The following is a 25041-nucleotide window of genomic DNA, read 5'->3' as shown; positions in this document are numbered from 1 at the left end:
TCTGGCGGTGCTTAGCGATTGAAGGGAGCGCCGCCCAGTTTGGTGCCGGCCTTGATGCCGCGCTTGGTGAACCAGCCCTGGTTCATCTCCAGCACATAGCGCACGGGCTTGGCCGAGCAGTGGGAGTCTTCGCTCATGGGCTTCATGTCGGCCAGATTGACGATGGTGCCGTCATCGGCCACAAAGGCCGCCGTCAGCGGCAGGATGGTGTTGCGCATCCAGAAGCACTGCACGCCGGGCACCTCGAAGACAAAGAGCATGCCTTCCTGCTGCGGCATCTCCTTGCGGAACATCAGGCCGATCTCGCGCTGCTGCGGCGTGACGGCCAGCTGGGTGTCGATGCGGTACATGCCGGCCGTCAGGTCGATGCGGCGCAGATTCATCTGTGGCTGACCTTCGTCGCGGGCCATCGCGGGGCTGCCGAACAGGCCCAGCAGGGCGGTACAGGCCAGGGCCAGCAGCGGAGCGCGCCAGCCGGATTGTTGGGGTGTCTTGGTGGAGAGGGTCTTCATGAGCCTTGCTTGCCAAACAGGAAGTCGGAAGTCGCAAGCCTATAGCAATCCGGGCAGGTTGCGGTGCAAATCAGCGTCATGGGGATGCGGCCGTAGCCGGTCTGCAAAATGCAGAGCCCGCAGGACTTGCGGTCCGGCAGGCCCGGGGGCGAGTCAGATCCGGTTGTCAGGGCCATGGGCCCCTCGATGTCACCGGGCTGCTCTCAGTGAGCGATCAGGCGGGCTTGTGCATCTTTTTGGTGCTGTGCTGCATATGATGCTTTTGGGCTGGCTGGGCCTTCATATGCTTGACGGTAGGCGCCGCTGCTGCAGCGGCAGGGGTGGCAGGCTGCGCCGGCGTGGCGGTTTGAGCAAAGGCGCCAGCAGCGAACGAACCAGCAATCAGGACAGCGAGTAGTTTTTTCATGGATGCCAATTTCCCAAATATGCGGCAATGCCAGGTTTCAGGTTGAAGTGTGGAGCAGCCCATCTGCTGCCACAGCCTCTCAACGGCAGCCCTGTGCCGCCGTTGACAGATTTTTATGCGGCATTTCTTAAAATTTGCTGAGTTCAAGGTGCCAAAATCGGGGGCAAGAAGCAGCACCAAAAAGGTGCGCCGCCGCGCAGTATTCAAGACTAGGAGATTCCACAGCATGAGCAAGTCCCAGCACATCCAGGTTCCGCCGCAGGGTGAGAAGATCAGCATCAATGCGGACAAGACACTGAATGTTCCGAATCAACCCATCATTCCTTTCATCGAGGGCGACGGTGTCGGCGTCGATGTGACGCCGGTGATGCGCAAGGTGGCTGACGCTGCCGTGGCCAAGGTCTATGGCAGCCAGCGCAAGATCGCCTGGATGGAGGTGTATGCAGGCGAGAAGGCCACGCGCATCTACGGCCCCGATGTCTGGCTGCCCGAGGAAACCGTGGCCGCCGTGCGCGACTATGCCGTGTCCATCAAGGGCCCGCTGACCACGCCCGTGGGCGGCGGCATCCGTTCGCTGAACGTGGCGCTGCGCCAGGAACTGGACCTGTATGTCTGCCTGCGCCCCGTGCAGTACTTCAAGGGCGTGCCTTCGCCACTCAAGGAGCCCGAGAAGACGAATATGGTGATCTTCCGCGAGAACTCGGAGGACATCTACGCGGGCATCGAATACGCGGCCGGCAGCGAGAAGGCGAAGAAGCTCATCGACTTCCTGGCCAAGGAAATGGGCGCCAACAAGATCCGCTTTCCCGAAACCTCGGGCATCGGCATCAAGCCCGTCTCGCGCGAGGGCACGGAGCGCCTGGTGCGCAAGGCCATCCAGTACGCCATCGACAACAACAAGCCCAGCGTGACCCTGGTTCACAAGGGCAACATCATGAAGTACACGGAAGGCGCTTTCCGTGACTGGGGTTACGCGCTGGCGCAGCGGGAGTTCGGTGCCGAGCTGATCGACGGCGGCCCCTGGTGCCGCATCAAGCACCCGAAGACGGGCAAGGACATCATCATCAAGGACTCGATCACCGACGCCTTTTTGCAGCAGATTCTGATGCGTCCGGCCGAGTATTCGGTGGTGGCCACGCTCAACCTCAATGGCGACTACATCTCCGATGCGCTGGCCGCGCAGGTGGGCGGCATCGGCATTGCTCCCGGTGCCAACCTGTCGGAGAGCATTGCCTGCTTCGAAGCCACCCACGGCACGGCGCCGCGCTATGCGGGCAAGGATTATGTGAATCCGGGCTCCATGATTCTGTGTGCCGAGATGATGCTGCGCCACATCGGCTGGCGCGAGGCTGCGGACCTGATCGTCGAGTCGCTGGAAAAAGCCATTCAGAGCAAGCACGTGACCTATGACTTCGCCCGTCTGATGGACGGTGCGACCCAGGTGTCCTGCTCGGGCTTCGGGGATGTGGTGATCTCGATGATGGACTGAGCTGCGCTGCCTGCCCGGCAGTTGCAAGAGTTGCCGGCACTGCGATCTGAGCGGCCGCACCGTCCCTACGGTGCGGCTTTTTTCTGCGCCCGAGACCTGGCGCTTGTAGTCCTGAGGCTGGCGTGCAAACCCTCGAAAGTATGTCGATGTGTATCGGCGTTAAGGCGTGCAATACACAAATGGCAATTAATTTCAGGTGAGGCTATGGCTCCTTCATCCAATGACGGGCGCTGGTACTGGCTTGTGGTGGGGCTGCTGATGCTGCTGATGGGTCTGTACATGACCATAGGCGGCGGCATTCTGCTCGGCAAGGGAGGCAGCTGGTACTTTGTGTTGATGGGGCTGGCGCTGCTGGTCTCGGCGGCATTGCTGCTGGCGCGGCGCAGAGCCGGTGCCCATCTCTATGCGCTGGCCTTTGTGCTGACCCTGGTATGGGCCTGGTGGGATGCAGGCTGGGAGTTCTGGCCGCTGGTTTCGCGCCTGATGGTGTTTGCCGTGCTGGGCCTGCTGGTGGCCCTGGGCTATGCACAGCTTGAAGCGGGCAAGCTGGTCATGAACGACTATGGCCGCCTGGGCGCCGCAGTGTCGGTGGTGGTGCTGGGCCTGGCCATCGTCGCGACAGCCGTCAGCGCCTTCTCGCCCAAGGGAGTGATCGCCCCCGAGGTCACCGAGCTGCCATCGCTCGGCTCCATGGAGATCAAGGCCTCGGACTGGACGGACTGGGGACAGGGACCCGCAGGCCAGCGCTTTGCGGCCGTCGAGCAGATCAGCCGCAACAACGTCGACAAGCTGGCCGTGGCCTGGACGGCACGCACCGGCGATGTGCCCCAGAGCACCGGCTCGGGCGCCGAAGACCAGAACACGCCGCAGCAGATCGGGGACCGCCTGTATGTCTGCACGGCCTACGGCAAGGTGCTGGCGCTGGATGTGGACACGGGCGAGGAGAAGTGGAAATTCGACCCCGAGGCCAAGTCGCCCAACTGGCAGCGCTGCCGGGGCCTGGCCTACTTTGACGGCAACGAGGCCGCGCTCAGGGCGTCGGGCGCATCCGGCAGGTCCGGTGATGTCGCACCGGGCTGCCGACGCCGGCTGTTTCTGCCCACCATCGATGCGCGATTGATCGCGCTCGATCCCGATTCGGGCAAGCCATGCACCGACTTTGGCAAGGACGGTGTGGTGGATCTGACCCAGGGCATGGGTGAGGTCAAGCAGGGCTGGTATCAGCAGACCTCGGCACCGCTGGTGGCCGAGAACCTGGTGATCGTGGGCGGCCGCGTGGCCGACAATTTCTCGACCGACGAGCCATCGGGCGTGGTGCGCGCTTTTGATGTGCTCAGCGGCAAGCTGGTCTGGGCCTGGGACCCGGGCAATGCCGGCATCACCGGGCAGCCGCCGCAGGGGCAGACCTATACGCGCAACTCGCCCAATGTCTGGGGCGGCATGTCCTATGACGCCAGACTGGGCCTGGCCTATCTGGGTACGGGCAATGCGACGCCGGACTTCTATGCGGCCCAGCGCACGCCGGAGATGGAGAAGAACAGCTCCGCCATCGTGGCCATGGACATCAGGACCGGCAAGCCGCGCTGGCTCTACCAGACCGTGCACCACGATCTGTGGGACTTCGACATTCCGTCCCAGCCCGCTCTGGTCGATGTGACCAATGCCCAGGGCGGGGTGGACCCCGCGCTGCTGCAGGTGACCAAGCAGGGCATGATCTTCATGCTCAACCGCGAGACCGGCGAGCCTTTGGCAGAGGTGCAGGAGCTGCCCGTGCCGCAAGGCCATGTACCCGGCGAGCGCTATGCGCCGACCCAGCCGCATTCCACGGGCATGCCCAATATCGGCAACCAGACCCTGAAGGAGTCGGACATGTGGGGCGCCACGCCCTTCGACCAGCTGCTTTGCCGGATTGCCTTCAAGGACATGGATCATCAGGGCGTGTTCACGCCGCCGGGCATGGGGCCGACACTGCAGTTCCCGGGCTCGCTGGGCGGCATGAACTGGGGCGGCGTCTCCATAGACCCGATCACCCAGACCATGTTCGTCAACGATATGCGTCTGGGCCTGGCGAATTACATGATTGCACGCGCCGATATGAAGCCCGGCGCCAGCGGTATCGAGATGGGGGCCGTGCCCCAGGAAGGCACGCCGTTTGGTGCCATGCGCGAGCGCTTTCTGTCGCCGCTGGGCATTCCCTGCCAGAAGCCGCCTTTCGGCACCATGACGGCCGTGGATCTGAAATCGCGCCAGATCAAGTGGCAGGTGCCCGTGGGCACGGTGCGCGATACCGGTCCTCTGGGCATTCCCATGTGGCTGACGATTCCCATCGGCATGCCCACGCTGGGGCCTTCCATGGTCACCAAGTCGGGGCTGGTGTTCTTCGCAGGCACGCAGGACTTCTATCTGCGTGCCTTCGACAGCGCCAACGGCAAGGAAATCTGGCGCTCGCGCCTGCCCGTGGGCAGCCAGGGAGGGCCGATGAGCTATGTCTCGCCCAGAACCGGCAGGCAGTATGTGGTGATCACCGCCGGTGGCGCACGCCAGTCGCCCAAGCGCGGTGACTATGTGATCGCCTATGCCCTGCCGCAGTAGCGGCAGGGTGCGGAGCCGTCGGTAGAGGGATTAAAAAAGATAGCTGCTTGCGATTTATAGATAAGGAATTCAGATTGAATAATGCCTGAAATCTTTAAATAACAAGCGTTGTAAGCTATGAATAAAAGAGTGTCTGCCGCGCAGACTACGCCGCTCAGCGCGCTGGCAGCTCGCAGCCGTCGGGGCCGCAACTGGGGTCGCCACTGGTGTCGGTGTCGCCGGCCTGCTGCTGATTGAGTTCGGCAATCTGCTCGGCCCAGGCGGCCAGCTGCTCCTTCCAGCCGTCGACATCGCCCAGCCATTCGCCGATCTCGATGCGCTGCACGGCGCGTTGGCCAGCCTGCTCGGGGTGGTCGAACTCCAGCGCCAGGGTGGGGAAGCCCTGGCCCTGCACCATGCCCAGCCATTCGCGGCTTTCGGCGATATGCTTTTGCGTGGCCGCGCCGCTTTGCTCGGCGCAGGCTGCGTCATAGGCCGCGCTGTCCAGACCGATGCCGGCCGCCAGCTCGCGCAGCACGGCGGGCTCGCTGATGCGGCGGCCCTCCACGTAATGGGCTTTCTGCTCGGCCGCCAGCATTTCCAGGCCCTTGCCGGCCAGCGCTTCGGCGGCCAGCAGGGCCGTGGTCGGGGGTTCGGAATCCAGCGGCGCGCCGATGTCATTGAGCAGGCCGTTGAGATAGGCATCGCCAAAAGGCTGGCCCGTCATCTCGGCAATGCGCTGGTCGCTGGGCATGACTTTGTCACGCCAGTCTGCGGTGATGGTGCGCGTCTGGGCGCCGGTCAGCATGCCGCCGGCATGCCACTGCACGGCGATGCCGGGCACTTCGCGCGCGGCCTTGACCAGCGGGGCGGCGGCATAGCACCAGCCGCACAGGGGATCGAAAATATAGTGCAGCACCAGAGCGGGCAGCTGGGATGTGTTCATGGTTGGACGACCGGCAAGGCCGGTGGATTTTGCAGACAAGCTTCAATGTAAGCGCTGCCGGGGCCGCAGTGCCGTGATGCGGGGGATGACCTTGGCGCCGGTCTTGGCAAAATGGCTGCATTGTCCTCAGCTTCTTTGCCTGTCCATGCGCCTGAATGTCACGCCGCCGCCCCAGTCCTCGCCAAAGTCCGAGCCTTCCCCGCAATCCGTGGCACGGCGCAGCACCATGCTGTTTCTGCTGTTCTGGCTGGTGGTCATGGCAGCGATGTATCTGGTCATGCAGCATTTCCTCAAGCCGGCCCAGGCCAAGGTCCTGGCCGATGGCACGGTGCGCATCGAGCGCGGCATGGACGGGCACTTCCGCGCCAAGGGCTATGTCAACGATCAGCCAGTCACCTTTCTGGTCGATACCGGGGCCACCTCGGTCAGCGTGACCGATGCGCTGGCCGAGCGTGCCGGCCTGGAGGGGGGCGAGAAAGTGCGTTTTCGCACGGCCAACGGCGAGCGTGATGGCCGCATCGTCACGGCCGACGAGGTACGCATTGCCAGCCTGCGTGTGCGCGATGTGCGCGTGGGCACGGGCTATACCGGCGACGACAGCGAAGACGCCTTGCTGGGCCAGAACTTTCTGCGCTTCTTCGATGTGCAGATGAGCGGCGACGAAATGCTGCTGCGTCCGCGCAAGTGAGTAGTGCCAGAGCTTGATTCGGTCTGGGCCCGGGTGTGCCGGGTTTTGGCTGCCGGCGCTGAAGCAGGCCGCCACATCTGCGAAAATGCAGCACACAGGGAATGACCGCTGCGGGCAAGCTTGCCGCAGCGGTGGTGCGTATCGAGGCTCGATCCACGCCCATGCTTCGTGGCCTGCCGGGCTCCATCGTTGGAGGAGGCGGCAGGTTTTTCATGTTGCCGAGCCTCAAGTCGAATCGCAGCCCATCGCGATTGCCGCTTCACGCCCGAGCACACGCCATTTGCCCGGCGGCCCTGCAGGCCGTCAGGCCCAGCCATGGATAGTCTGCCGTGTCCCACCGCCAGCCCGTTCGCGTTCCTGAACGCCACCAGTTCGATGCCCTGATCGATGCCCGCTCGCCCGCCGAGTTTGCGCTCGACCATATTCCGGGCTCCATCAACTGCCCCGTGCTGAGCAATGCCGAGCGCGCCGAGATCGGCACCATCTACAAGCAGGTCAGCCCCTTCGAAGCCAAGCGTCTGGGCGCTGCCTATGTGTCGGCCAATCTGGCGCGCCATCTGCGGGAAACCTTTGCCGACAAGCCCGCCAACTGGAAGCCCCTGGTCTATTGCTGGCGCGGCGGCCTGCGCAGCGGCTCCATGGTGACCTGGCTGCGTCTGGTCGGCTGGGATGCCCAGCAACTGGCCGGCGGCTACAAGGCGTTTCGCGGCCATGTGATCGCGCAGCTCGAAAGCCTGGTGCCGCAGCTGCAGATGCGGGTGCTGTGCGGCGCCACCGGCTCGGCCAAGACGCGCGTGCTGCATGCGCTGGCCCAGAGCGGCGAGCAGGTGCTGGATCTGGAGGGCTATGCCAGCCACAAGGGTTCCTTGCTGGGCGGTCTGCCCGGCATAGAGCAGCCCAGCCAGAAGCGCTTCGAGACCCTGATTGCCGAGCAGCTGGAGACCTTCGATCTCTCCCGCCCCGTCTATGTGGAGGGCGAGAGCGCCAAGATCGGCCGTGTCGGCTTGCCGCTGGTGCTGGTCCAGCATCTGCACAGGGCTCCGGTCATCGAGGTACGCGCCACGGCTGCCGCACGTCTGTCCTATCTGTTGCGCGACTATGCCTATCTGGGCGACGACCCTGAAGTGCTGGCCACCAAGCTGGGCTGGCTCAAGGAGTTGCAGGGCAAGGAGACCGTGAGCCGCTGGCAGCAATGGGCTCGGGAAGGGGAGCTGCCTGCGCTGTTCGAAGAGCTGATGCTGCGCCACTACGACCCGCACTACGAGCGCTCCCAGTCGAATCACTTCGAGCAATGGCCCCGGCGCCAGATTCTGGAGACAGACCAGCTCTCGGACGAGGCCATCACCGCTCTGGCGCAGCAGATCATTGCGATGCAGGCGCGCTGAGTCGGGCCGCCTATTCACTGCGAGCGGCTTGACCAGCCGTCAGGGGCTGGCCAGAGGCCGGCCCAGCTCCTGCACCATCAGCACTTCGTCAAAGTACTCGCCGCCCACATAGAGGGCCGCCGGCTCCAGCCCGTAGGCGCGAAAGCCCGCTTGTTCATACAGGCGCAGCGCCTTGTCGTTGCCGGCATTGCAGCCCAGCATCAGCTGGCGCAGCTTCAGCACTCTGCCGTGGGCCACGGCCGTCTCCAGCAGGGCGCGGGCCAGGCCCTGGCCGCGCGCCGGTGCAGCCACATACATGGCAAAGAGATGGCCTTTGTGCGCGGTCTTCTCTCCCTGGTCGCGATACAGGCCCAGGCTGGCGCAGAGTCTGCCGTCTGCGTCAAAGCCTCCCCACATGGCCTGGCCCAGGGCGCCGCTGAAGCGGCTCAGCAGCTGTGCCTCGCCGAGTGCCTGCTCGGTCGCGGGCGTGGCGCCGAAGGCGGCGGGGCATTGGGTCAGAGCCTGCAGGCGCAGGGCTCGATAACTGCAAAGATCGGACTTGTTCAGCTGGCGTATGGCATAGGACATGGGTGAGTCTAGAACGTGCTGGCGATCTTCTCGCACCGCGACACAGGCTTTGCGGGATGGGATGCCAGGGGGCGGCCCCCCGCGCGCGATACCGCAGCAACAGCCGCGCTAATGCGAGGATTCGCGCGGCCGGCGAGGCAACGCCGCAGACCGCCCCTGACCGGGCGTGCGCAAGGCACCTGTCCCGCAGGGTTGGCGCGAAATCGGGCGATGTGCTGCGCGCTGTCTCTTGCTTGCACCCCGGTGCAAGCGGCGAGCCATCGCTTCGAACTCATCCCGATGGCGCTCCAACGCGGCTGCGTAGAGCTCGCAAACAGGTTCTTAGACATGCTCGGCAAAGATGGGCACCAGCGACAGCAGCAGCAGGCCGGCCATCACGCCGTTGAACATGCGCAGGGCCTGTGGCGTGCGCAGTGCTCGCCCCACGGTGCTGCCGAACAGGGTCCAGACGCTGATGCTGGGGTAGTTGACCAGACCCAGCACCAGGGCCGACAGCATCAGATTGACAAAAAAGCCTTCGCGCGGCGTGTAGGTTGCTACCACACCCACGGCCATGATCCAGGCCTTGGGGTTGACCCACTGGAAGGCAGCGGCCTGCCAGAAGCCGAACGGACGGTTGCCCGACTGTCCCTGATCCACGCCGCCGGCACGGGCGATTTTCCAGGCCAGCCAGATCAGATAGGCGGCGCCCACATATTTGAGCAGGGTGTAGATGCGCGGCTCGGCCTCGAACAGCTTGCCCAGACCCGCGCCGATCAGCAGCACCATGATGACCACGCCCAGACAGATGCCCAGCATATGCGGCACGCTGCGGCGGTAGCCGAAAGTGGCCCCCGAGGCGGTCAGCATCACATTGTTGGGGCCGGGCGTCACGGAACTGACAAAGGCAAACATGGCCAGTGGCAGGATGAAGGCTGAGGATTCAGGCAGGAATGACATGGTGAACCTTGGGGCGACATAAGCGTTGTGCCTCTATGCTAAGCTTGGATATCAGTACACTATCAGTACACTTTTGCAGGCCAGTTGATGAGCTGGCCTGCTCTAATTGACCTGACACTTTGAGAAAGCGCCCGATGCTGGATGCACAGATCGACGGCGGGGCAGCGGCCCCGGCAACCTTGCCCTTGGCCGGGACGGGATCCATGGGATGGCAACCCATGCGCTCCAGTGCGGTGGGACTGGTGGATCAGCTGGTCGAGCATTTCGGCGGCCTGATCCGCAACCATGGCCTGCGTGTGGGCGTGCGCCTGCCTTCGGTGCGGGCGCTGGCGGAAAACGCCGGTGTCAGCCGCGACACCGTGGTCCAGGCCTATGACAAGCTGGCGGCCCAGGGTCTGCTGCAGTCGCGGCGCGGCAGCGGCTTTTATGTGGCGGCCCAGCGCCGCGTGATGGAGCCTGCGGCCGCCGCTGCAGCCTCGGCGCAGCCAGCGGACTTTGACACCGCCTATCTGCTGCGCGGTATTTTTCGCGACGACAGTGCGGGAACCGGAGGCGCGGGCTGCCTGCCTTCGAGCTGGATGGACCAGGGTCTGATCACCGGCGCCATGCGCGCCATCACCCGCAACAATGCGCGCGCCGAGCAGAGCTTTCTCAGCTATGGCCACCCCCAGGGCTTTTTGCCGCTGCGCCAGCAGATCGCCTCGAATCTGCAAGCCCATGAGGTGCCGGCCCATCCCGAGGCCAATCTCATGACGGTGGGCGGGGTGACCCATGGCCTGGATCTGGTCGTGCGCTGTTTTCTCAAGCCCGGCGATACCGTGCTGGTCGAAGACCCGGCCTGGTTCCTGATCTTCGGGCGGCTCAAGTACATGGGCGTGAATGTGGTCGGCGTGCCGCGCCTGCCCGGCGGGCCCGATGTGGCGGCCCTGGCATCGCTGGCCCAGAGCCACAAGCCAAAGCTCTTCATCCTCAATACGGCGGTGCACAACCCCACGGGGCTGAGCCTGTCTGCCGGTGTCGCCCACGAGGTGCTGCGCATTGCCGAGCGCCATGATTTCCTGCTCGTCGAGGACGATACCTATGCCGAATTCCTGGGCGCCATGCCGCTGCGGCTGGCGGCCATGGACAGATTGCAGCGTGTGATTCTGGTGGGCGGCTATTCCAAGAGCTTGTCGGGCGGCCTGCGCGTGGGCTATATCGCGACCAAGCCCGAATATGTGCACCGGCTCACCGACATGAAGCTGCTGGCGGGCCTGACCTCTTCGCTGCCGGCGGAGCAGATCGTCCACCATATTCTGGCCGACGGTTCCTTTCGCAAGCATGTGGACCGGTTGCGCGAGCGGGTGGACAGGGCGCGCGGGCGCTGTCTGCGCAAGCTCGAAGCGCTGGGCTGCCATGCGGAGTACGAACCCGTGGCCGGCACCTTTGCCTGGGTGGACTGCGGCGTGGATACCGAGGTACTGGCGCGTCAGGCGGCGCTGAGCAATCTGCTGCTGGCGCCGGGCCTGCTGTTTTCGCCGCAGCAGGCAACGAGCAGCAAGCTGCGCGTGCCCGTGGCGATGGCCGACCAGGCCGAGCCGTGGCGGGTGCTGGAGCAGATCCTCAGGCAGCTGCGCAAATAGCGTCCTGGCCGGTGAGCGGGCCCGGGCTTTGTTCACGATTGATAACAATCGCGCGCCTTTGGCGTGACTGACCCGGCAGCATCTGCTGTTATGTTTGTAGCATGACAGCAGCACGAGCTTTGCCCCTTGCCGCCGCAGGCCACTGCACGCGCGATCCTCTGCGCGGCGGCTTGCGCATGGGGCTGTGGCTGCTGCCAGGGCTGGTGCTGTGCAGTCTGGCCGCCTGTTCCAGCGCCCCCACGAATCATGGCGAAGTAAAGGGCGAGAACTTTCACTCGCGCGAGCTGCTGCAGTCCGACAGCAACCGCATGGCGACGCTGGCCATGAAGGAGAACCTGGAGAGCCTGTTTCTCATCATGGACAAGCTCTACCGCCGCAATCCCGCCGAATGGAAAAAGACCGCCTCCAGCCGGGAAGCGGCCATGACCTATGTGCGCATTGCCGTCATGGAGCGCCAGCCCTGGCATGAGCTGCAGGACAAGCGCGACGTGGCGGCGCTGTCCCTGGCCTTGCAGCCCGAGTTCGCCGGGGACCGGGTCGCGGCCTTCGTACATGCTGCCGCCGATATGCTGATCACCGCGCATGGCGGGCGAACCAGCTTCACGCTGATCGACGGGCTGGACCCGCAGCATGTCTTCAATGCGGCGCGCAATCTGGAGATTGCCAACTGGATTCTCAACTCGCGCAAGGCGCCCGGTGGAAAGCCCTTGCTGCTATCGAACCAGATAGCAGAGGAAGGCCGCAATCTGAGCTTCGAGCGCGAGATGGGCAAGATCATCGGCCGGCTGGATCTGGTGGCGGACTACACCACCGAGCGCTACCGGCGCTCCGTCATCGGCTATGCCCAGGGCCTGCTTGCCGGCCCTTTCATGCAGTTTTTGCCTGTTCGATAGAAATGCTTCAGGCCTCACAGAGCACGATGGTGGCAATCGCAGACGAGTCTTCCATGGCACGCACGGCGTGGGGCATATTGGCTGGCAGATGCATGAGCTGCTTGGGGCCCAGTTCATGTACGGTCTGACCGATGAGAACCTCGAGCCGACCTTCCAGGCATTGCAGGCTGACGCTGCCAGGTACGCGATGCGGCGGCAGCGACTGGCCCGAGCGCAGCACGACGCGAATGACTTCCAGATCTTCCGCCTTGAAGAGCACGCTCGAGTGAGCGGCTGAAAGCCTGGCTCCGTAAGGAGCGACATCCAGAGCTTGGTGGGTGGGCGTGGAGTGGATATGGTCCATGACAGCACCTGAGCGAAAGCGGTAATAACGCATTCTCCCCCGAGCGTGGCCCAAGTTCAATCACCGTTTTGTGACAGCGCTGTAGGGCATCAGGCCTTATCGCCTCGCTTCGTTGCTCATCAGCGCTGGTCAGCGCGTATCACTCAGGTCCGGGTGCGCTGGCTGCGATCATGCAAACTGCCGTAGATTCTCGGCAGGCATGGGGCTGAAGCCCGCTGTAGAGAATGCTCCAGCCCAGCGTCTCAGCAAGATCGAATGACGCAGGTACAGATCCGGTTCATTTGGCCTCAGAGGGGGAGGCGAGGCGCCGTGCGCAGCGGCCGCAAATGTCTAGCTGGATTTAATGATTGGAAAATCGAATCATTCACTCTTCTTAAACAATTGGACTTGAATGCTTGAACGCCTCAGCATGCACGGCAGGCACCGGTTACAGGTGCCGCAGCCTGAACAAGGAGACAAGCATGAACAAGCGATTCTTACTGCGTGCCTGTGCGAGCGCAGGCCTTGCAGCCACCATGGGCATTGGCCTTGCGGGGACAGCACTGGCGCAGGAGGGCTATCCAGCGGCCCCCATCACGCTGGTGGTGCCGTTTGCTGCGGGCAGCGGCACCGATGCGGTGGCCCGCGTGGTGGCCAACAAGCTGGGCGAGCGGCTCAAGCAAGCCGTGGTGGTGGACAACCGGGCCGGGGCCAATGCCCAGATTGCGGCCGCGCATGTGGTCAAGGCCAAGCCGGACGGCTATACGCTGTTCATGACCACCAACACCTCGCATTCGGCCAACCCCTGGCTGGTCAAGGGTCTCAAGTACGACCCCATCAAGGACTTCACGCCCGTGGCGCGCGTGGGCGAGCTGCCGTTTGCGCTGGTGGTCCATCCCTCGGTGCCGGCCAGGACCGTGGCCGAGCTGATTGCCTATGCCAAGTCGCATCCGGACAAGCTCTCCTACGGCACGCCCAACAGCACCTCGCTGGTGGCTTCGGAAACCTTCAAATACATCACGGGTACGCAGATCACCGGCGTGCCCTACAAATCCAGCCCGCAGGCATTGACCGATGTGATGGGCAACCAGATCCAGATGTATGTGGCCGACCTGGGTTCGGCCTGGGGCACGCTCAAGACCGAGCGCGTGCGCACGCTGGCCGTGACGGCGGCCAAGGGATCGCAGCTGCTGCCCAACGTGCCGGCCATCGGCAAGACGCTGCCGGGCTTCGACATCACCTCGTGGAATGGCATCTTCGGCCCGGCCGGCATGCCCAAGGCCATAGCCGAGCGCATCAACGGCGAGCTGCAACTCATCCTCAAGGACAAGGCCGTGCAGGAGCAACTGGCCCAGGTCGGCTTTGAAGTCTGGCCCACGGCCACGCCCGACGAGTTCGCACTCTATGTGAAGGAGCAGCTTGCCAAATGGGGGCAGCTGGTCAAGCAGGCCGGCATCGAGGCGCAGTGATATGACGAGCATGCATAGCGATAGCCGCCAGGCTGTGGGTACTTCAGCCGGGCCATTGGCAGGCGTCAGGGTCGTGGACATGACCTCGGTGATCATGGGGCCGTTTGCCACGCAGATTCTGGCTGCCCTGGGTGCCGATGTGATCAAGGTGGAGTCCCCCGAGGGCGACAACATGCGCCATGTAGGCCCCATGCGCAACCCCGGCATGGGCCCCATTTTTCTCCAGGCCAACCAGGGCAAGCGCTCGGTGGTATTGGATCTCAAGCAGGCCGCAGCGCGCCAGGCGCTGCTGCAGCTGCTGGCCGATGCAGATGTCTTCATCAGCAACGTGCGGCCCCAGGCCATGGCCCGGCTGGGCCTGGACTGGCAGACGCTGGAGCCGAGCCATCCGCGGCTGATCCATGTGAGCTGCTGCGGCTTTGATCAGGCCGGCCCCTATGCGGCCAAGCCGGCTTACGACGACCTGATACAGGGGGCGACAGGCGTGCCCTGGCTGGCCCAGCAGTACGGCGGCGGCGAGCCGTCCTATGCGCCCATGACGCTGGGCGACCGGGTCACGGGCCTGCATGCGGTCTATGCGGTCACGGCCGCGCTGTATGCGCGCGAGAAGAGCGGCCAGGGCCAGGCGGTGGTCGTGCCCATGTTCGAGGCCATGACGCAGTTCATCCTCGGCGATCACATGGCCGGGCTGAGCTTCGAGCCGCCGCTGGGCGATGCCGGCTATGCGCGGCTGCTGACGCGCCATCGCAAGCCCTACCGCACCAGCGACGGCCATCTCTGCGTGCTGATCTACAACGACAAGCACTGGCACAGCTTCTTCAACGTCATAGGCCAGGGCGAGCGCATGCATGAGCCCATGTTTGCCACCCACGGCCAGCGCGCAGCGAATATCGATGCCGTCTATGCCGAGGTGGCAAGCCTGATGCGCGAGCGCAGCACGAACGAGTGGCGCGCGCTGCTTGATGCGGCCGACGTGCCGAATATGCCCATGGCCTCTCCCGAGGACTTGCTGGCCGACCCCCACCATGCGGCCACGGGCTTTGTGCGCGAGATTGAGCACCCCAGCGAGGGGCGGCTGCGCACCACGGCCAATCCCACGCAGTGGAGCGCCACGCCCCCGGGCAGCCAGGCCAGCGCTGCGCCGCAGCTGGGCCAGCACACGCTGCAGGTGCTGCGCGAAGCGGGTCTTGGCGAGGCGCAGATTGCCGCGTTGCAGGCCAGCGGTGGCTGCATGCAGGCTTCATCATCCAACGATAAAAGAGAGACAGACATATGCCCCGCTATCTGATCCGCGAGCAGGACGTACAGGGATACAGCCCCGCCAACCACCACGGCACGGTGAACCGGCGCCTCGTCAGCCAGGCCAATGTCGGCGCACAGCATATGGAAGTGGTGCTTGGAACGCTGGAAAAAGGCGGTGGTGCGTTGCCGCATGCCCACCCGGGCATGGAGCAGGCCTGCTATCTGCTGGACGGCACGGCCGAGGTGGAGGTGCAAAGTCAGGGCCAGACCGAGCGCTTTGCCATGCAGGCGGGCGACACCTGCTTCTTCCCGGAGGACTGCATGCATGTGTTTCGCGTCACCAGCGACACGCCCGTGCGTCTGCTGGTCATCTACAGCCCGCCCTACGGTGAGAACCCGGCGCGCGTGCGCCGACCTGAGTGATTAAAAACAATAGCTGATGGCGCTTGTAATACGGGCGTTTGAGGCGGATTTCATTGAGATTCAACCGATAGAAAGAAGCCGCCATGGATTTTTTATGGAGCGCCGAGCAGGAACAGATCCGGGACGCCGTGCAGCGGGCCTGCGCGCCTTTTGACGATGACTACTGGCTCAAGAAGGACAGGGACGGCGGCTTTCCGCACGACTTCCACCAGGCCCTGGCTGAAGCCGGCTGGCTGGGCATTGCCATGCCCGAGGAGTTCGGCGGCGCGGGTCTGGGAATCAGCGAAGCGGCGCTGATGATGCACACCATCTCGGCCACGGGGGCCGGACTGTCGGGCGCTTCGGCCGTGCACATGAACATCTTCGGTCTGCACCCGGCCGTGGTCTTCGGCACGGACGAGCAAAGACAGCGCTGGCTGCCGCCGCTGATCGCGGGCCGGGACAAGGCCTGCTTCGGCGTGACCGAGCCCAATGCCGGACTCAACACCCTCAAGCTGCAGACCCGTGCCGTGCGCGAAGGCGATGTCTATGTAGTGCATGGGCAGAAGGTCTTTATCTCCACGGCCCAGGTGGCCAACAAGATATTGCTGCTGGCTCGCACCAGGCCCGTGGAGGAGTGCAAGGGTACCGAAGGCCTGTCGCTGTTCTACACCGACCTGGACCGCAGCCGCATCGCCGTGACCGAGATCGAGAAGATGGGCCGCAAATGCGTGGACACCAACCAGCTCTTCATCGACGGGCTGCGCATCCCGGTGCAGGACCGTATCGGCGAGGAGGGCAAGGGCTTTTCGTACATACTGCACGGCCTCAACCCCGAGCGCATCCTGATCGCGGCCGAAGCCGTGGGCCTGGGCCGTGCGGCCCTGGCGCGCGCCACCCAGTATGCGAACGAACGCGTGGTCTTCGACCGGCCCATAGGCCAGAACCAGGGCGTGCAGCACCCGTTGGCCCAGGCCTGGATGGGGCTGGAGGCCGCACACCTGATGGTGCAGAAGGCCGCCTTCCTCTACGACCAGGGCCTGCCCTGCGGCGCCGAGGCCAATGCCGCCAAGTACCTGGCCGCCGAAGCCTGCGCCAAGGCCTGCGAGACCGCCATCTTCACGCATGGCGGCATGGGCTATGCCAAGGAGTTCCATGTGGAGCGCTATATGCGCGAGTCGTGGATTCCGCGCCTGGCGCCCGTGAGCCCGCAGCTCATCATGTGCTTTATTGCCGAGAAGGTGCTGGGCTTGCCCAAGTCGTATTGACGGGCCGAGGTGCAGGGGATGGAGGGTCGAGCCAATGACCTGATTGACCTTTCTTCGCCAAGGTCAGAGGGCGGGTCTCGGCCCGCCAGCCGCCTTACTTTCTGGCAACAGAAAGTGAGTCGCCCGCCGCGGCGAAATCTCGGCCCGGCCGGCAAGGCCTCTGTCGCCCGCGACCAAGCCATGCTGTTTTGATAGCTGCTTGCGTTTGCTGTAAGTGGGTTAGAGGGTGATTTTGCTTGGATTTCTGCTTCGGCAACATGCCGGATCTTTAGACAGAGGGCTGGGCGCCCCCGGCGGGTCTCGGCCCGCCATGCCGACCTACTTTTCTTGCTTCGCCAAGAAAAGTAGGCAAAAGAAGGCGACCCCGCTGCCCCCGTCCCTGCGGCTTCGCCTGCGGGCAACCTGCGCCGTCAAGCTATTGCGGCTTTGCGGCCCAACTCGCTGCGCGTGCTGTGCACGCTTCGCTCAGACAGGCGGCCGCAAGTCAGAGCACAAAGCGTCTGCACTCTGCGGTGCAGCCGCACGCCGCAAGAGCTTGTCGTCGCAGGCGTTGGCACAAGGGGCGAGACCAACAACCGGCTTCGTCCCAATTCTTGCAGGCCGCCCGTATCCACCCGTGTGTCTGCGCCTGCGGCACGCGGTTCGGGCTGCGGGCAACGCTGCCGCAGGACAGCGTTGCATCGTGAACTGGCTTGCCGCCGTCTGTCTGAGCGAAGCGGCAAAGCCGCGCAGCGAGTTGGGCGGCAGCGCAGCCTGAATGGCGTGACGCAGGTTTGCCGGCAGAGAAGCGCAGGGACGTAGACGGTAGGGAGGCGCTCTTTGCTTACTTTCTGACGCGTCAGAAAGTGAGTCGCCCGCCGGGGCGAAAACCCGGCGTGGCCGGCAAGGTCTCTGTCGTTGGCGACAAATCTGCTAGCTGTTTTGATAGCTACTGTCTTGCTGCATCAGGTAAGGTCTTGGCCAAACTTTGCGAATCATGATGAAAACCCATTTGCTGCGTTACTTTGTGGTCCTGGCCGAGGAGCTGCACTTCGGCCGGGCCGCCCAGCGCCTGTGCATCACCCAGCCGCCGCTGAGCATGGCGCTCAAGGCGCTGGAGCAGGATCTGGGCACGGTACTCATGGAGCGCGACGCCAAGAACGTGAAGCTCACTGCGGCAGGCGAGGCCTTCTTGCATGAGGCACGCAAGGTGCTGGCCCAGCTCCAGCATGCGGCCGAGGTGGTGCGCGGCGTGGCCCAGGGGTTGCAGGGGCGGCTGGACATCGGCATCACCGGGTCCATGGTCTACCGGCAGGTGCCCGGGTTCTGCCGGGCCTTTCGCGCCGAGCGCCCGCTGGTCGAGCTCTGCCTGCACGAGATGTCCACGCGCGACCAGCTGCAGGCCATCGCCAGCGGGCAGATCGACTGCGGCTTTCTCAATATCGGCACGCCGCAGGACGATATACGCACGCTGTCCATAGGCGAGGAGCCTTTTGTCTGCTGCCTGCCCAGTGACCATGCGCTGGCCCAGCGCGGCGAAATCGATCTGCGCGAACTGGCCCAGGACACTTTTGTCATGTTTGCGCGCGAGGTGGCGCCGGCCAACTACGACAACGTCATCGCCTGTCTGCAGCAGGCCGGCATCCATCCCCATACACGCCATGCCGCTCGCCAGTGGCTGACCGTCATGGCACTGGTTTCGGCCGGGCAGGGGGTAGCCCTGGTGCCTGCTTGCATGCAGACCGTGGGCATGAACGGCGTGCGCTTTGCGGCGCTGCGCGGCAGCCGGGTGACCACGCCGGCCGTGCTGGCCTGGCGGCCACAGGGCATGCCGGCCGTGCTCGAGGCCTTTGTGGCCAGCGTGCAGAACCTGGTGGAAGCCGGGCAGCCAGGACTCCTGGATGGAGTCCGTTAACCCCGGAATCCGCGTTGCATGGCTTCCCTGGCAGTCACGGGCTGCGGTACCTGTGGTTCACCCGAATTGAATGCCCTGGGCCAGCGGCAGCTCGCGCGAATAGTTGATGGTGTTGGTCGTGCGGCGCATGTACTGCTTCCAGGTGTCCGAGCCGCTCTCGCGGTCGCCACCGGTCTCTTTTTCGCCGCCAAAGGCGCCGCCGATCTCGGCACCGCTGGGCCCGATGTTGACATTGGCCATGCCGCAGTCCGAGCCGGCCGCGCTCAGGAACAGCTCCACCTCGCGCAGATCGTTGGAGAAAATGCAGGAGGACAGGCCTTGAGGCACATCGTTGTTGAGCGCAATGGCCTGCTCCAGCTCGTCGTAGCTCAGCACAAAGAGCAGCGGGGCAAAGGTCTCGTGGCGTACGATGCCGGTCTGGGCCGGCATGTCCACGATCGCCGGTGCCACATAGAAGCCCTGAGGAAACTGCTGCTCCAGCTGGCGCTGGCCGCCCGTCAGCAAATGACCTCCGTCTTTCAGCGCCTGACTCAGCGAGTGCTGCAGTGCCTCGAATGATGCCTGGTTGATCAAGGGGCCGACCAGGGTATCCGGCTGCAGCGGGTTGCCGATGCGCAGGCTGCGGTAGGCCGGCAGCAGCCTGTCCAGCAGCGGCTGTTTGACATCGCGGTGCACGATCAGGCGGCGCAGCGAGGTGCAGCGCTGGCCGGCCGTGCCCACGGCGCTGAAGACGATGGCGCGCACGGCCAGATCCAGGTCGGCTGCCGGCGTGACCACCATGGCGTTGTTGCCGCCCAGCTCCAGAATGCGCTTGCCAAAGCGCGCCGCCACCTTTGGGCCCACGGTACGGCCCATGCGGCTCGATCCCGTGGCCGAAACCAGCGCAATCCGGGGACTGTCCACCAGGGCCTCGGCGACAGCTGCGCCGCCCAGCACGATCTGCGCCAGACCTGCCGGAGCCCGGTCGCCAAACCGGGCAATGGCGCGTTCCAGCGCCTTGAAGGTGGCGAGGCCCGATAGCGGAGCCTTGTCGGAGGGCTTGAAGATCACCGGATTGCCGCAGACCAGGGCAATCGCCGCGTTCCAGGCAAATACGGCGCTGGGAAAGTTGAAGGCCGTGATGACGGCCACCGGCCCCAGCGGGTGGTATTGCTCCATGATGCGGTGGCCGGGACGCTCGGAGACAATGGTCTTGCCATGCAGCTGACGCGACAGGCCCAGCGCAAATTCGCAGATGTCCACGCCTTCCTGCACCTCGCCCAGGCCTTCCTGCACGATCTTGCCGACCTCGCAGGAAATCACATGGCCTATATCGGCCTTGGCGCGGCGCAGCTCCTCGCCCCAGAGCCGGACCAGCTCGCCGCGCACCGGGGCGGGCATCAGGCGCCATTGCTTGAAAGCCTGCACCGCGTGGTCTATGACCGGCGGGATCTGGGCACCTGGCAGGGCGGCCAGGCCAGCCAGTTCCGTGCCGTCGATGGGCGAGTGCACTCTGATGTCCTTGCCTTCAAGGGCCTGCAGCGCAATGCCGCAGCGGCTCAGTACGGTCTGGAAGTCGGCGGCGGAGATGGCAGTCATGGCGTTGCCTCCTGATGGGTGTGAGATACAGGCCTCAGTCGAGCAGGCCTGCAAAGTAATGGGCCACGCGGGTGCCAGAGAGTGCGGCCAGCGTGCATTGCTCCTGGCGCACAAAGCCATGCCGGGGCAACTGGCCCGTGGCGAACAGCTCCACCGCGGCCAGCATGCCTGCCGAGGTCGTCAGCTCTATGGCCGTGCGCTGCTTGCCGCGCAGTGCAGCGCCAAAGACACGGGCGCCGCGCGTCAGCTGCTCCAGCCGGCCCGCGCGCATGCCGCTGGCCATGGCGGCAATCACCACCATGTCTTCGCGGCTGTGGGGCACCGCGCCTTCGAGCACCTGGCGCAGCAGATCGCGTCGCTCGATCAGGCGCAGTCCATGCAGCAGCAAATGCATGGCATCGCGGTGTCCGGGATGGCGTATGGTCTTGTAGTTGAGGTTGCGCACCCGGCCCTGCAGCGTCTCGCACAGCGTGCCCAGGCCGCCCGAGGTGTTGAAGGCCTCGAAGTTCTCACCGTCCAGAATCAGGGCTTCGACCCCCTCCAGCGGCGGCACCAGCATGGGCTGTCCGTTGACGATGGTGTTGCAGGGCTTGCAGTACTCGTTGATGACGCCGTCCACGCTCCAGGTGAAGTGGTAGCGCAGCGCATTCGTCGCATGGCGCGTGAGCGCGCCCACGCGCAGCTGCAGATCGAACAGCTCGTCGAACTGCTGGGCCAGATGGCCGCCCAGCATGCCGATCAGACCCGGCGCCAGTCCGCACTGCGGCATCAGCACCGAGCGTGCCTGCGCCGCCATCTCCTGTATGGCGCGCATGGCCGCCACATCCTCGGTCAGGTCGAAGTAATGCACGCCCTGCCGCGCCGCAGCCCGGGCTACGCGCTCGGCACAGAAGAAAGGCAGGGCATTGATGACCAGCGAGTGCTGCTGCAGCGTGCGGGTCAGCGCCGCATCGTCGTGGATGTCCAGCTGCAGTGGGCGGATCTGCGGGTCGCTGCCGGGCGGGGGCTGCATATCGGCCAGCGTGACGGTGGCTTCATGCAGCTCGGCAGCCATGTCGGCGATCGTTGAGCCGATCTTGCCGGCGCCGAGGATGAGAATGTTGTGTCCAGTCAGCTTCATCATGGAGAACTCCTTGAGAGCAACGCAGCGATCACTTCCTCTGGGGCCATCTTAAACACAGGGCAGCGATTTGCACCACCGTGGCAAGCGTCAGCAGGAGTCGATTTGCGTGGGCAGACAAGAAGTCTTCTGGCGGCTGTCTGACTTCAGAAACAATAGCTGTCAGCGCTTGAAAATCAGAGCTGACAGCTTGGCAGGCTTCAGTCCCGGAGGTCAGTCGTGATACCCGCTGCAGCAACGCGGGGTCGGCTGGCCGGTGACCGGGTCTGGTGGTTAGTGGCTGTGCAGCACGATGGTGAGCAAGGCCGAGGAGTCGAGCTCGGCCTCGATCTCGTATCGGACCTGGACGGGCAGAAACAGCAACTGCCCCGCGCTCAACGTCTGGCGACTTGCGCCCTGGATGACGGCGAGCCGGCCCTCCATGCATTGCATCGTCAGCTCGCCCGGCACCTCGTGTTCAGGCAGGCGTTTGCCTGCCGTGAGCACCAGACGGATCACTTCCAGGGTGTCGGACTTGAACAGTGCCGTGGACACCTGGCTTCCCAGCGAAGTGCCGTAGGGCAGCACGTCGACCGGAACCCCGGGTTGGGCATGGGGCAGGGCCATGGCCTCAGGCCTTTTTCTGCAGCATCTTGATGACGCTGGAAAAGTCTTCACCGCCATGGCCGGACAGGCTGTGCGCCGCATAGATGGAGCGCGCCATGCCGCCCAGCGGCGTGCTGGCGCGGTTGGCGGTGGCGTTGTCCTGCGCCAGGCCCAGATCCTTGAGCATCAGGTCCGTGCCGAAGCCGCCTGCATAGCCCTTGCTGGCCGGTGCGTTCTCATGCACGCCTGGGAAGGGGTTGTATTTTTCCAGGGCCCAGTTGCCGCCCGAGCTACGGCGCATGATTTCGGACAGCACCTTGGGGTCCAGGCCGTTGGCCACGCCCAGTGCAATCGCTTCGCTGGTGCCCACCATCAGAATGCCCAGCAGCATGTTGTTGCAGATCTTGGCCGTCTGGCCCGCACCCACAGCACCGGCGTGGAAGATATTGGCGCCCATTTTTTCAAGCAGAGGCTGGGCGCGTGCCAGCTGCGCATCGCTGCCGCCCACCATGAAGGTCAGCGTGCCGGCAATCGCACCGCCGGTGCCGCCCGAGACCGGGGCGTCGATAAAGTCGATGCCTGCCGCCTGGGCCGCCTGTGCCACCTTCTGGCTGGTGGCTGCGGCGATGGTGGAGCTATCGATGACCAGCGTGCCCTTGGCGATATGTGCGAGCAGGCCGGCCGCGCCCTCGCGGCCCAGGAACAGGCTCTCCACATGCTGGCTGGCAGGCAGCATGGTGATGACGGCTTCGGCGCCCTGTACGGCATCCTGGGCACTGGAGGCTTGCTGGGCTCCTGCGGCCACGACCTTGGCGATGGCCTCCTGGCTCAGATCAAAGGCCTTGACGCTGTGGCCAGCCTTGGCCAGATTGATGGCCATGGGGGCTCCCATATTGCCCAGGCCGATAAAAGCGATTTGCATGTCTGTCTCCTTGCTGTTATTGAATTGATAGCGTCTAACGCTTTATCCATAAGCGATTGATCGATATTTCGCTTAATCCTTGAGAGTTGCCCCACTGTCCGCGAGCAGGCTGCGCAGGATGCTTCGGTGGCAATGCGCCTCGTCGTCGCAGTAGCAGCCCAGAGAAAAGGCGGAGCTATGCGACAGGGCCGCAAGCAGACCCAGTGTGCGATCGGCGGCGGGCTCGGCCAGTTGCTTGCGAAACTGCTTTTCAAACTGCTTCCAGAGCTTGTCGGCCTGTGCCTCCTGGCCTGCCTTGCGCAGCTTGATGGACTCCAGGGCCTGCTGCATCAGCTCCACCTCGGGCGAGAGCTCGGGATACCAGCAGTCGTAGTAGTTGCGGCTTGCGAACTCGGCCTTGGGCACGCCGCGCGGCGGTCTGCGCACCGTACCTATGCGCAGGCCCTCGTCGGGGGCACGTTCGCTGCCTAGCTGGACTATGCGTATGGCCATGAGTTCAGTCCTTGGTGCTTATTCGCTGTCGAAAATGGGGTGCTTGCGGGGGGCGTCGGTATCCAGCGGCTTGGGCGACGGCTTTGAGCGCTTGCGTGCGCTGCTTGTGCTTGGAGCGTCGGGGCTTTCTTCGGCGGCCGGCTTTCTGATATCGGCCTTGCTGGCGGTCTTGCGTTTTGGCGTGGCCTTTGCCAGCGGGTTGAAGGCCAGGGCCTCGCCTATCCAGTACAGCCATTGATCACGCCTGGCATAGGCCGTGGGGCCGACGAGAAAGTAGCCGTCCATCAGACCGCGCGAGGACAGCGGGCGCACGCCCGGCATCTCCGCAATCTGCGCGTGGCCGGCCGGCGGCAGGCGCACCAGCAACTCGTCGTTTTCCACGCCCAGGCACATCTTGCCGTCGACCATGAACACATGGCAGCCGAACATGGTCTTCTCTTCCACGGCTGTGCAATCCTGCAGCGCATCGCGCACGGCGTCTATGAGCTGCAGGGTTTCAGGGGCGATGGGTTTGGCGGGCATGGCAGTCCTTGCTTGGTAGGAAGGCAGCAGCTTAGCGAATGAGCTCCGGCGCATCGCCTTCCAGCATGCGCCTGGCAATGATGACGCGCATGATTTCGTTCGTGCCTTCCAGAATCTGGTGCACGCGGGCGTCGCGCATCAGGCGCTCCAGCGGGTACTCGCGGATGTAGCCATAGCCGCCATGCAGCTGCAGGGCCTCGTTGCAGACCATGAAGCCGGCATCGGTGGCAAAGCGCTTGGCCATGGCGCAATAGGTCGATGCGTCGCGCGCCCCGGCATCCAGCTTGGATGCAGCCAGGCGCACCATCTGACGTGCCGCGACCAGCTCGGTCGCCATGTCGGCGAGCTTGAACTGCAGGGCCTGGAAGCTCGCAATGGCCTTGCCGAACTGCTTGCGCTCCTGCATGTAGTGCTGGGCCTGGGTCAGCGCCCCCTGGGCCGCGCCCACCGAGCAGGTGGCGATATTGATGCGACCGCCATCCAGCCCCCTCATGGCGATCTTGAAGCCTTCGCCCTCGCGGCCCAGCAGGTTGTGCGCAGGAATGCGCACATTGTCGAAGCTGATGACGCGCGTGGGCTGGCTGTTCCAGCCCATCTTCTCTTCCTTCTTGCCATAGCTCACGCCGGCCGCATCGGCAGGCACGGCAAAGGCCGAGATGCCTGAAGCCCCGGAGCCGGCATCGCCGGTTCTTGCCATCAGCACCAGTACATCGGTGCTGCCCGCGCCGCTGATGAAGGCCTTGCTGCCGTTGACGATGTACTCGTTGCCCACCAGCTCGGCCCGGGTCTTGAGCGAGGCTGCATCCGATCCCGCGCCGGGCTCGGTCAGGCAGTAGCTGGCCAGCTTGCTGCCGCTGGTGAGCTGCTCGCCCCATTCGGCGCGCACGGCATCGGTGGCCCAGGTGCCCAGCATCCAGGTCGCCATGTTGTGGATGGTGATGAAGGCCGTGGTCGATGGGTCGACGGCTGCCATTTCCTCGAAGACCAGGGTCGCATCGAGTCGTGGCAGGGCCAGGCCGCCAATGCTTTCCGGAGCATAGAGGCCGCAGAAGCCCAGCTCGCCGGCCTTGGCAATGGCCTCGCGCGGGAAGATATGCTCGCGGTCCCACTCTGCCGCATACGGCGCCAGCTCGGCCTGCGCAAAAGCACGGGCGGTATCGGCAAAAGCGCGTTGATCTTCGCTGAGTTCAAAGTCCATTTCATGTCT

At 64.5% G+C, this 25041-nt stretch carries 24 protein-coding genes; 11 read left to right on the top strand and 13 right to left on the bottom strand.

Going from position 1 to position 25041, the window contains the following annotated elements; all coding sequences use genetic code 11:
- Positions 1-11: 11 nt before the first annotated feature.
- Entirely contained in the window at positions 12-512 is a 501-nt protein-coding gene (locus FSY59_RS20595) for a DUF192 domain-containing protein (RefSeq protein WP_019042029.1), read from the bottom strand.
- Positions 513-726: 214 nt separating this feature from the next.
- Positions 727-1146 (bottom strand): hypothetical protein, encoded by a 420-nt coding sequence (locus FSY59_RS27935; protein WP_370458238.1) that lies wholly within the window; start codon positions 1144-1146, stop codon positions 727-729.
- Between FSY59_RS27935 and icd the strand changes: the two genes are divergently transcribed.
- Both icd and FSY59_RS20580 read left to right on the top strand, forming a co-directional pair.
- The gene (gene icd, locus FSY59_RS20585; protein WP_043373500.1) at positions 1145-2407 is read left to right on the top strand and encodes an NADP-dependent isocitrate dehydrogenase; all 1263 of its coding nucleotides are present in this window, start codon (positions 1145-1147) and stop codon (positions 2405-2407) included. The two genes, FSY59_RS27935 and icd, sit on opposite strands and share 2 nt — an antisense overlap.
- Before the next feature lie 204 nt (positions 2408-2611).
- Complete coding sequence (locus tag FSY59_RS20580; protein WP_148729559.1) at positions 2612-4999, top strand: membrane-bound PQQ-dependent dehydrogenase, glucose/quinate/shikimate family; 2388 nt, start codon at positions 2612-2614, stop codon at positions 4997-4999.
- Positions 5000-5153: 154 nt separating this feature from the next.
- Here the strand turns inward: FSY59_RS20580 and FSY59_RS20575 are convergent, their stop codons facing one another.
- Entirely contained in the window at positions 5154-5924 is a 771-nt protein-coding gene (locus FSY59_RS20575) for a DsbA family protein (RefSeq protein ID WP_148729558.1), read from the bottom strand.
- A gap of 145 nt (positions 5925-6069) precedes the next feature.
- On the opposite strand from FSY59_RS20575, the gene FSY59_RS20570 reads away from it, so the two are divergent.
- Both FSY59_RS20570 and mnmH read left to right on the top strand, forming a co-directional pair.
- On the top strand, positions 6070-6612 hold the full coding sequence (locus tag FSY59_RS20570; protein ID WP_148729557.1) for a TIGR02281 family clan AA aspartic protease: 543 nt from the start codon (positions 6070-6072) through the stop codon (positions 6610-6612).
- 329 nt (positions 6613-6941) lie between these two features.
- Complete coding sequence (gene mnmH, locus FSY59_RS20565; protein ID WP_148729556.1) at positions 6942-7997, top strand: tRNA 2-selenouridine(34) synthase MnmH; 1056 nt, start codon at positions 6942-6944, stop codon at positions 7995-7997.
- 39 nt (positions 7998-8036) lie between these two features.
- On the opposite strand, the gene FSY59_RS20560 is transcribed toward mnmH, so the two are convergent.
- Both FSY59_RS20560 and FSY59_RS20555 read right to left on the bottom strand, forming a co-directional pair.
- Positions 8037-8564 (bottom strand): GNAT family N-acetyltransferase, encoded by a 528-nt coding sequence (locus tag FSY59_RS20560; protein ID WP_148729555.1) that lies wholly within the window; start codon positions 8562-8564, stop codon positions 8037-8039.
- Between the two features lie 321 nt (positions 8565-8885).
- The gene (locus FSY59_RS20555) at positions 8886-9503 is read right to left on the bottom strand and encodes a LysE family translocator (protein WP_043003791.1); all 618 of its coding nucleotides are present in this window, start codon (positions 9501-9503) and stop codon (positions 8886-8888) included.
- Between the two features lie 134 nt (positions 9504-9637).
- On the opposite strand from FSY59_RS20555, the gene FSY59_RS20550 reads away from it, so the two are divergent.
- Together FSY59_RS20550 and FSY59_RS20545 are read left to right on the top strand one after the other, a co-directional pair.
- Positions 9638-11125: a PLP-dependent aminotransferase family protein gene (locus tag FSY59_RS20550; RefSeq protein ID WP_043373486.1), complete on the top strand. Its 1488-nt coding sequence runs from the start codon at positions 9638-9640 to the stop codon at positions 11123-11125.
- A 101-nt stretch (positions 11126-11226) separates the two neighbouring features.
- Positions 11227-12018, top strand: a complete 792-nt coding sequence (locus FSY59_RS20545) for a hypothetical protein (protein WP_043373484.1) — start codon at positions 11227-11229, stop codon at positions 12016-12018.
- Between the two features lie 7 nt (positions 12019-12025).
- Here the strand turns inward: FSY59_RS20545 and FSY59_RS20540 are convergent, their stop codons facing one another.
- Positions 12026-12361, bottom strand: coding sequence for a cupin domain-containing protein (locus FSY59_RS20540; RefSeq protein WP_043003822.1), 336 nt, complete (start codon positions 12359-12361; stop codon positions 12026-12028).
- A 461-nt stretch (positions 12362-12822) separates the two neighbouring features.
- Here FSY59_RS20540 and FSY59_RS20535 point away from each other — a divergent pair, with 461 nt between their 5' ends.
- From FSY59_RS20535 to FSY59_RS20515, 5 genes are all read left to right on the top strand, one after another.
- Positions 12823-13809 carry a tripartite tricarboxylate transporter substrate binding protein gene (locus tag FSY59_RS20535; RefSeq protein ID WP_043373481.1) on the top strand — a complete coding sequence of 329 codons (987 nt, stop codon included), beginning with the start codon at positions 12823-12825 and terminating at the stop codon, positions 13807-13809.
- A 1-nt stretch (position 13810) separates the two neighbouring features.
- Entirely contained in the window at positions 13811-15097 is a 1287-nt protein-coding gene (locus FSY59_RS20530; protein ID WP_148729554.1) for a CaiB/BaiF CoA-transferase family protein, read from the top strand.
- The gene (locus FSY59_RS20525; RefSeq protein WP_148729553.1) at positions 15082-15474 is read left to right on the top strand and encodes a cupin domain-containing protein; all 393 of its coding nucleotides are present in this window, start codon (positions 15082-15084) and stop codon (positions 15472-15474) included. The genes FSY59_RS20530 and FSY59_RS20525 overlap by 16 nt, the downstream gene beginning before the upstream one ends.
- An 83-nt stretch (positions 15475-15557) precedes the next feature.
- Complete coding sequence (locus FSY59_RS20520) at positions 15558-16721, top strand: acyl-CoA dehydrogenase family protein (protein ID WP_148729552.1); 1164 nt, start codon at positions 15558-15560, stop codon at positions 16719-16721.
- 976 nt (positions 16722-17697) lie between these two features.
- Positions 17698-18615, top strand: a complete 918-nt coding sequence (locus FSY59_RS20515; RefSeq protein WP_043373470.1) for a LysR family transcriptional regulator — start codon at positions 17698-17700, stop codon at positions 18613-18615.
- A gap of 57 nt (positions 18616-18672) precedes the next feature.
- Here FSY59_RS20515 and FSY59_RS20510 read toward each other — a convergent pair whose 3' ends face one another.
- The 7 genes from FSY59_RS20510 to FSY59_RS20480 form a co-directional block, all read right to left on the bottom strand.
- Positions 18673-20193: an aldehyde dehydrogenase family protein gene (locus FSY59_RS20510; protein WP_148729551.1), complete on the bottom strand. Its 1521-nt coding sequence runs from the start codon at positions 20191-20193 to the stop codon at positions 18673-18675.
- Positions 20194-20227: 34 nt separating this feature from the next.
- Positions 20228-21316, bottom strand: coding sequence for a saccharopine dehydrogenase family protein (locus FSY59_RS20505; protein WP_148729550.1), 1089 nt, complete (start codon positions 21314-21316; stop codon positions 20228-20230).
- A gap of 270 nt (positions 21317-21586) precedes the next feature.
- A complete protein-coding gene (locus FSY59_RS20500) occupies positions 21587-21919 on the bottom strand; it encodes a cupin (RefSeq protein WP_148729549.1) in 333 nt (110 codons plus the stop codon).
- Positions 21920-21923: 4 nt separating this feature from the next.
- Positions 21924-22820, bottom strand: a complete 897-nt coding sequence (gene mmsB, locus FSY59_RS20495) for a 3-hydroxyisobutyrate dehydrogenase (RefSeq protein WP_043373462.1) — start codon at positions 22818-22820, stop codon at positions 21924-21926.
- Between the two features lie 72 nt (positions 22821-22892).
- Positions 22893-23312, bottom strand: a complete 420-nt coding sequence (locus tag FSY59_RS20490) for a DUF488 domain-containing protein (RefSeq protein ID WP_148729548.1) — start codon at positions 23310-23312, stop codon at positions 22893-22895.
- 18 nt (positions 23313-23330) lie between these two features.
- On the bottom strand, positions 23331-23834 hold the full coding sequence (locus tag FSY59_RS20485) for a TfoX/Sxy family protein (protein WP_043373458.1): 504 nt from the start codon (positions 23832-23834) through the stop codon (positions 23331-23333).
- Between the two features lie 31 nt (positions 23835-23865).
- Positions 23866-25032, bottom strand: coding sequence for an acyl-CoA dehydrogenase family protein (locus FSY59_RS20480; protein ID WP_148729547.1), 1167 nt, complete (start codon positions 25030-25032; stop codon positions 23866-23868).
- Between the last annotated feature and the right edge of the window lie 9 nt (positions 25033-25041).

The organism is Comamonas sp. Z3, assembly GCF_008121565.1.
GTDB classification, from domain to species: Bacteria; Pseudomonadota; Gammaproteobacteria; order Burkholderiales; family Burkholderiaceae_C; genus Comamonas; species Comamonas brasiliensis.
The sequence above is the reverse complement of the archived record's forward strand: the minus strand, read 5'-3'. Positions and strand labels throughout refer to the sequence as shown.

What these genes read in the sequence shown, in the direction of transcription:
- FSY59_RS20595 (WP_019042029.1), bottom strand. Translation starts at nt 512, where the DNA reads ATGAAGACCCTCTCCACCAAGACACCCCAACAATCCGGCTGGCGCGCT.
- icd (WP_043373500.1), top strand. Translation starts at nt 1,145, where the DNA reads ATGAGCAAGTCCCAGCACATCCAGGTTCCGCCGCAGGGTGAGAAGATC.
- FSY59_RS27935 (WP_370458238.1), bottom strand. Translation starts at nt 1,146, where the DNA reads ATGCTGTGGAATCTCCTAGTCTTGAATACTGCGCGGCGGCGCACCTTT.
- FSY59_RS20580 (WP_148729559.1), top strand. Translation starts at nt 2,612, where the DNA reads ATGGCTCCTTCATCCAATGACGGGCGCTGGTACTGGCTTGTGGTGGGG.
- FSY59_RS20575 (WP_148729558.1), bottom strand. Translation starts at nt 5,924, where the DNA reads ATGAACACATCCCAGCTGCCCGCTCTGGTGCTGCACTATATTTTCGAT.
- FSY59_RS20570 (WP_148729557.1), top strand. Translation starts at nt 6,070, where the DNA reads ATGCGCCTGAATGTCACGCCGCCGCCCCAGTCCTCGCCAAAGTCCGAG.
- FSY59_RS20560 (WP_148729555.1), bottom strand. Translation starts at nt 8,564, where the DNA reads ATGTCCTATGCCATACGCCAGCTGAACAAGTCCGATCTTTGCAGTTAT.
- FSY59_RS20555 (WP_043003791.1), bottom strand. Translation starts at nt 9,503, where the DNA reads ATGTCATTCCTGCCTGAATCCTCAGCCTTCATCCTGCCACTGGCCATG.
- FSY59_RS20550 (WP_043373486.1), top strand. Translation starts at nt 9,638, where the DNA reads ATGCTGGATGCACAGATCGACGGCGGGGCAGCGGCCCCGGCAACCTTG.
- FSY59_RS20545 (WP_043373484.1), top strand. Translation starts at nt 11,227, where the DNA reads ATGACAGCAGCACGAGCTTTGCCCCTTGCCGCCGCAGGCCACTGCACG.
- FSY59_RS20540 (WP_043003822.1), bottom strand. Translation starts at nt 12,361, where the DNA reads ATGGACCATATCCACTCCACGCCCACCCACCAAGCTCTGGATGTCGCT.
- FSY59_RS20535 (WP_043373481.1), top strand. Translation starts at nt 12,823, where the DNA reads ATGAACAAGCGATTCTTACTGCGTGCCTGTGCGAGCGCAGGCCTTGCA.
- FSY59_RS20530 (WP_148729554.1), top strand. Translation starts at nt 13,811, where the DNA reads ATGACGAGCATGCATAGCGATAGCCGCCAGGCTGTGGGTACTTCAGCC.
- FSY59_RS20525 (WP_148729553.1), top strand. Translation starts at nt 15,082, where the DNA reads ATGCCCCGCTATCTGATCCGCGAGCAGGACGTACAGGGATACAGCCCC.
- FSY59_RS20520 (WP_148729552.1), top strand. Translation starts at nt 15,558, where the DNA reads ATGGATTTTTTATGGAGCGCCGAGCAGGAACAGATCCGGGACGCCGTG.
- FSY59_RS20515 (WP_043373470.1), top strand. Translation starts at nt 17,698, where the DNA reads ATGATGAAAACCCATTTGCTGCGTTACTTTGTGGTCCTGGCCGAGGAG.
- FSY59_RS20510 (WP_148729551.1), bottom strand. Translation starts at nt 20,193, where the DNA reads ATGACTGCCATCTCCGCCGCCGACTTCCAGACCGTACTGAGCCGCTGC.
- FSY59_RS20505 (WP_148729550.1), bottom strand. Translation starts at nt 21,316, where the DNA reads ATGATGAAGCTGACTGGACACAACATTCTCATCCTCGGCGCCGGCAAG.
- FSY59_RS20500 (WP_148729549.1), bottom strand. Translation starts at nt 21,919, where the DNA reads ATGGCCCTGCCCCATGCCCAACCCGGGGTTCCGGTCGACGTGCTGCCC.
- mmsB (WP_043373462.1), bottom strand. Translation starts at nt 22,820, where the DNA reads ATGCAAATCGCTTTTATCGGCCTGGGCAATATGGGAGCCCCCATGGCC.
- FSY59_RS20490 (WP_148729548.1), bottom strand. Translation starts at nt 23,312, where the DNA reads ATGGCCATACGCATAGTCCAGCTAGGCAGCGAACGTGCCCCCGACGAG.
- FSY59_RS20485 (WP_043373458.1), bottom strand. Translation starts at nt 23,834, where the DNA reads ATGCCCGCCAAACCCATCGCCCCTGAAACCCTGCAGCTCATAGACGCC.
- FSY59_RS20480 (WP_148729547.1), bottom strand. Translation starts at nt 25,032, where the DNA reads ATGGACTTTGAACTCAGCGAAGATCAACGCGCTTTTGCCGATACCGCC.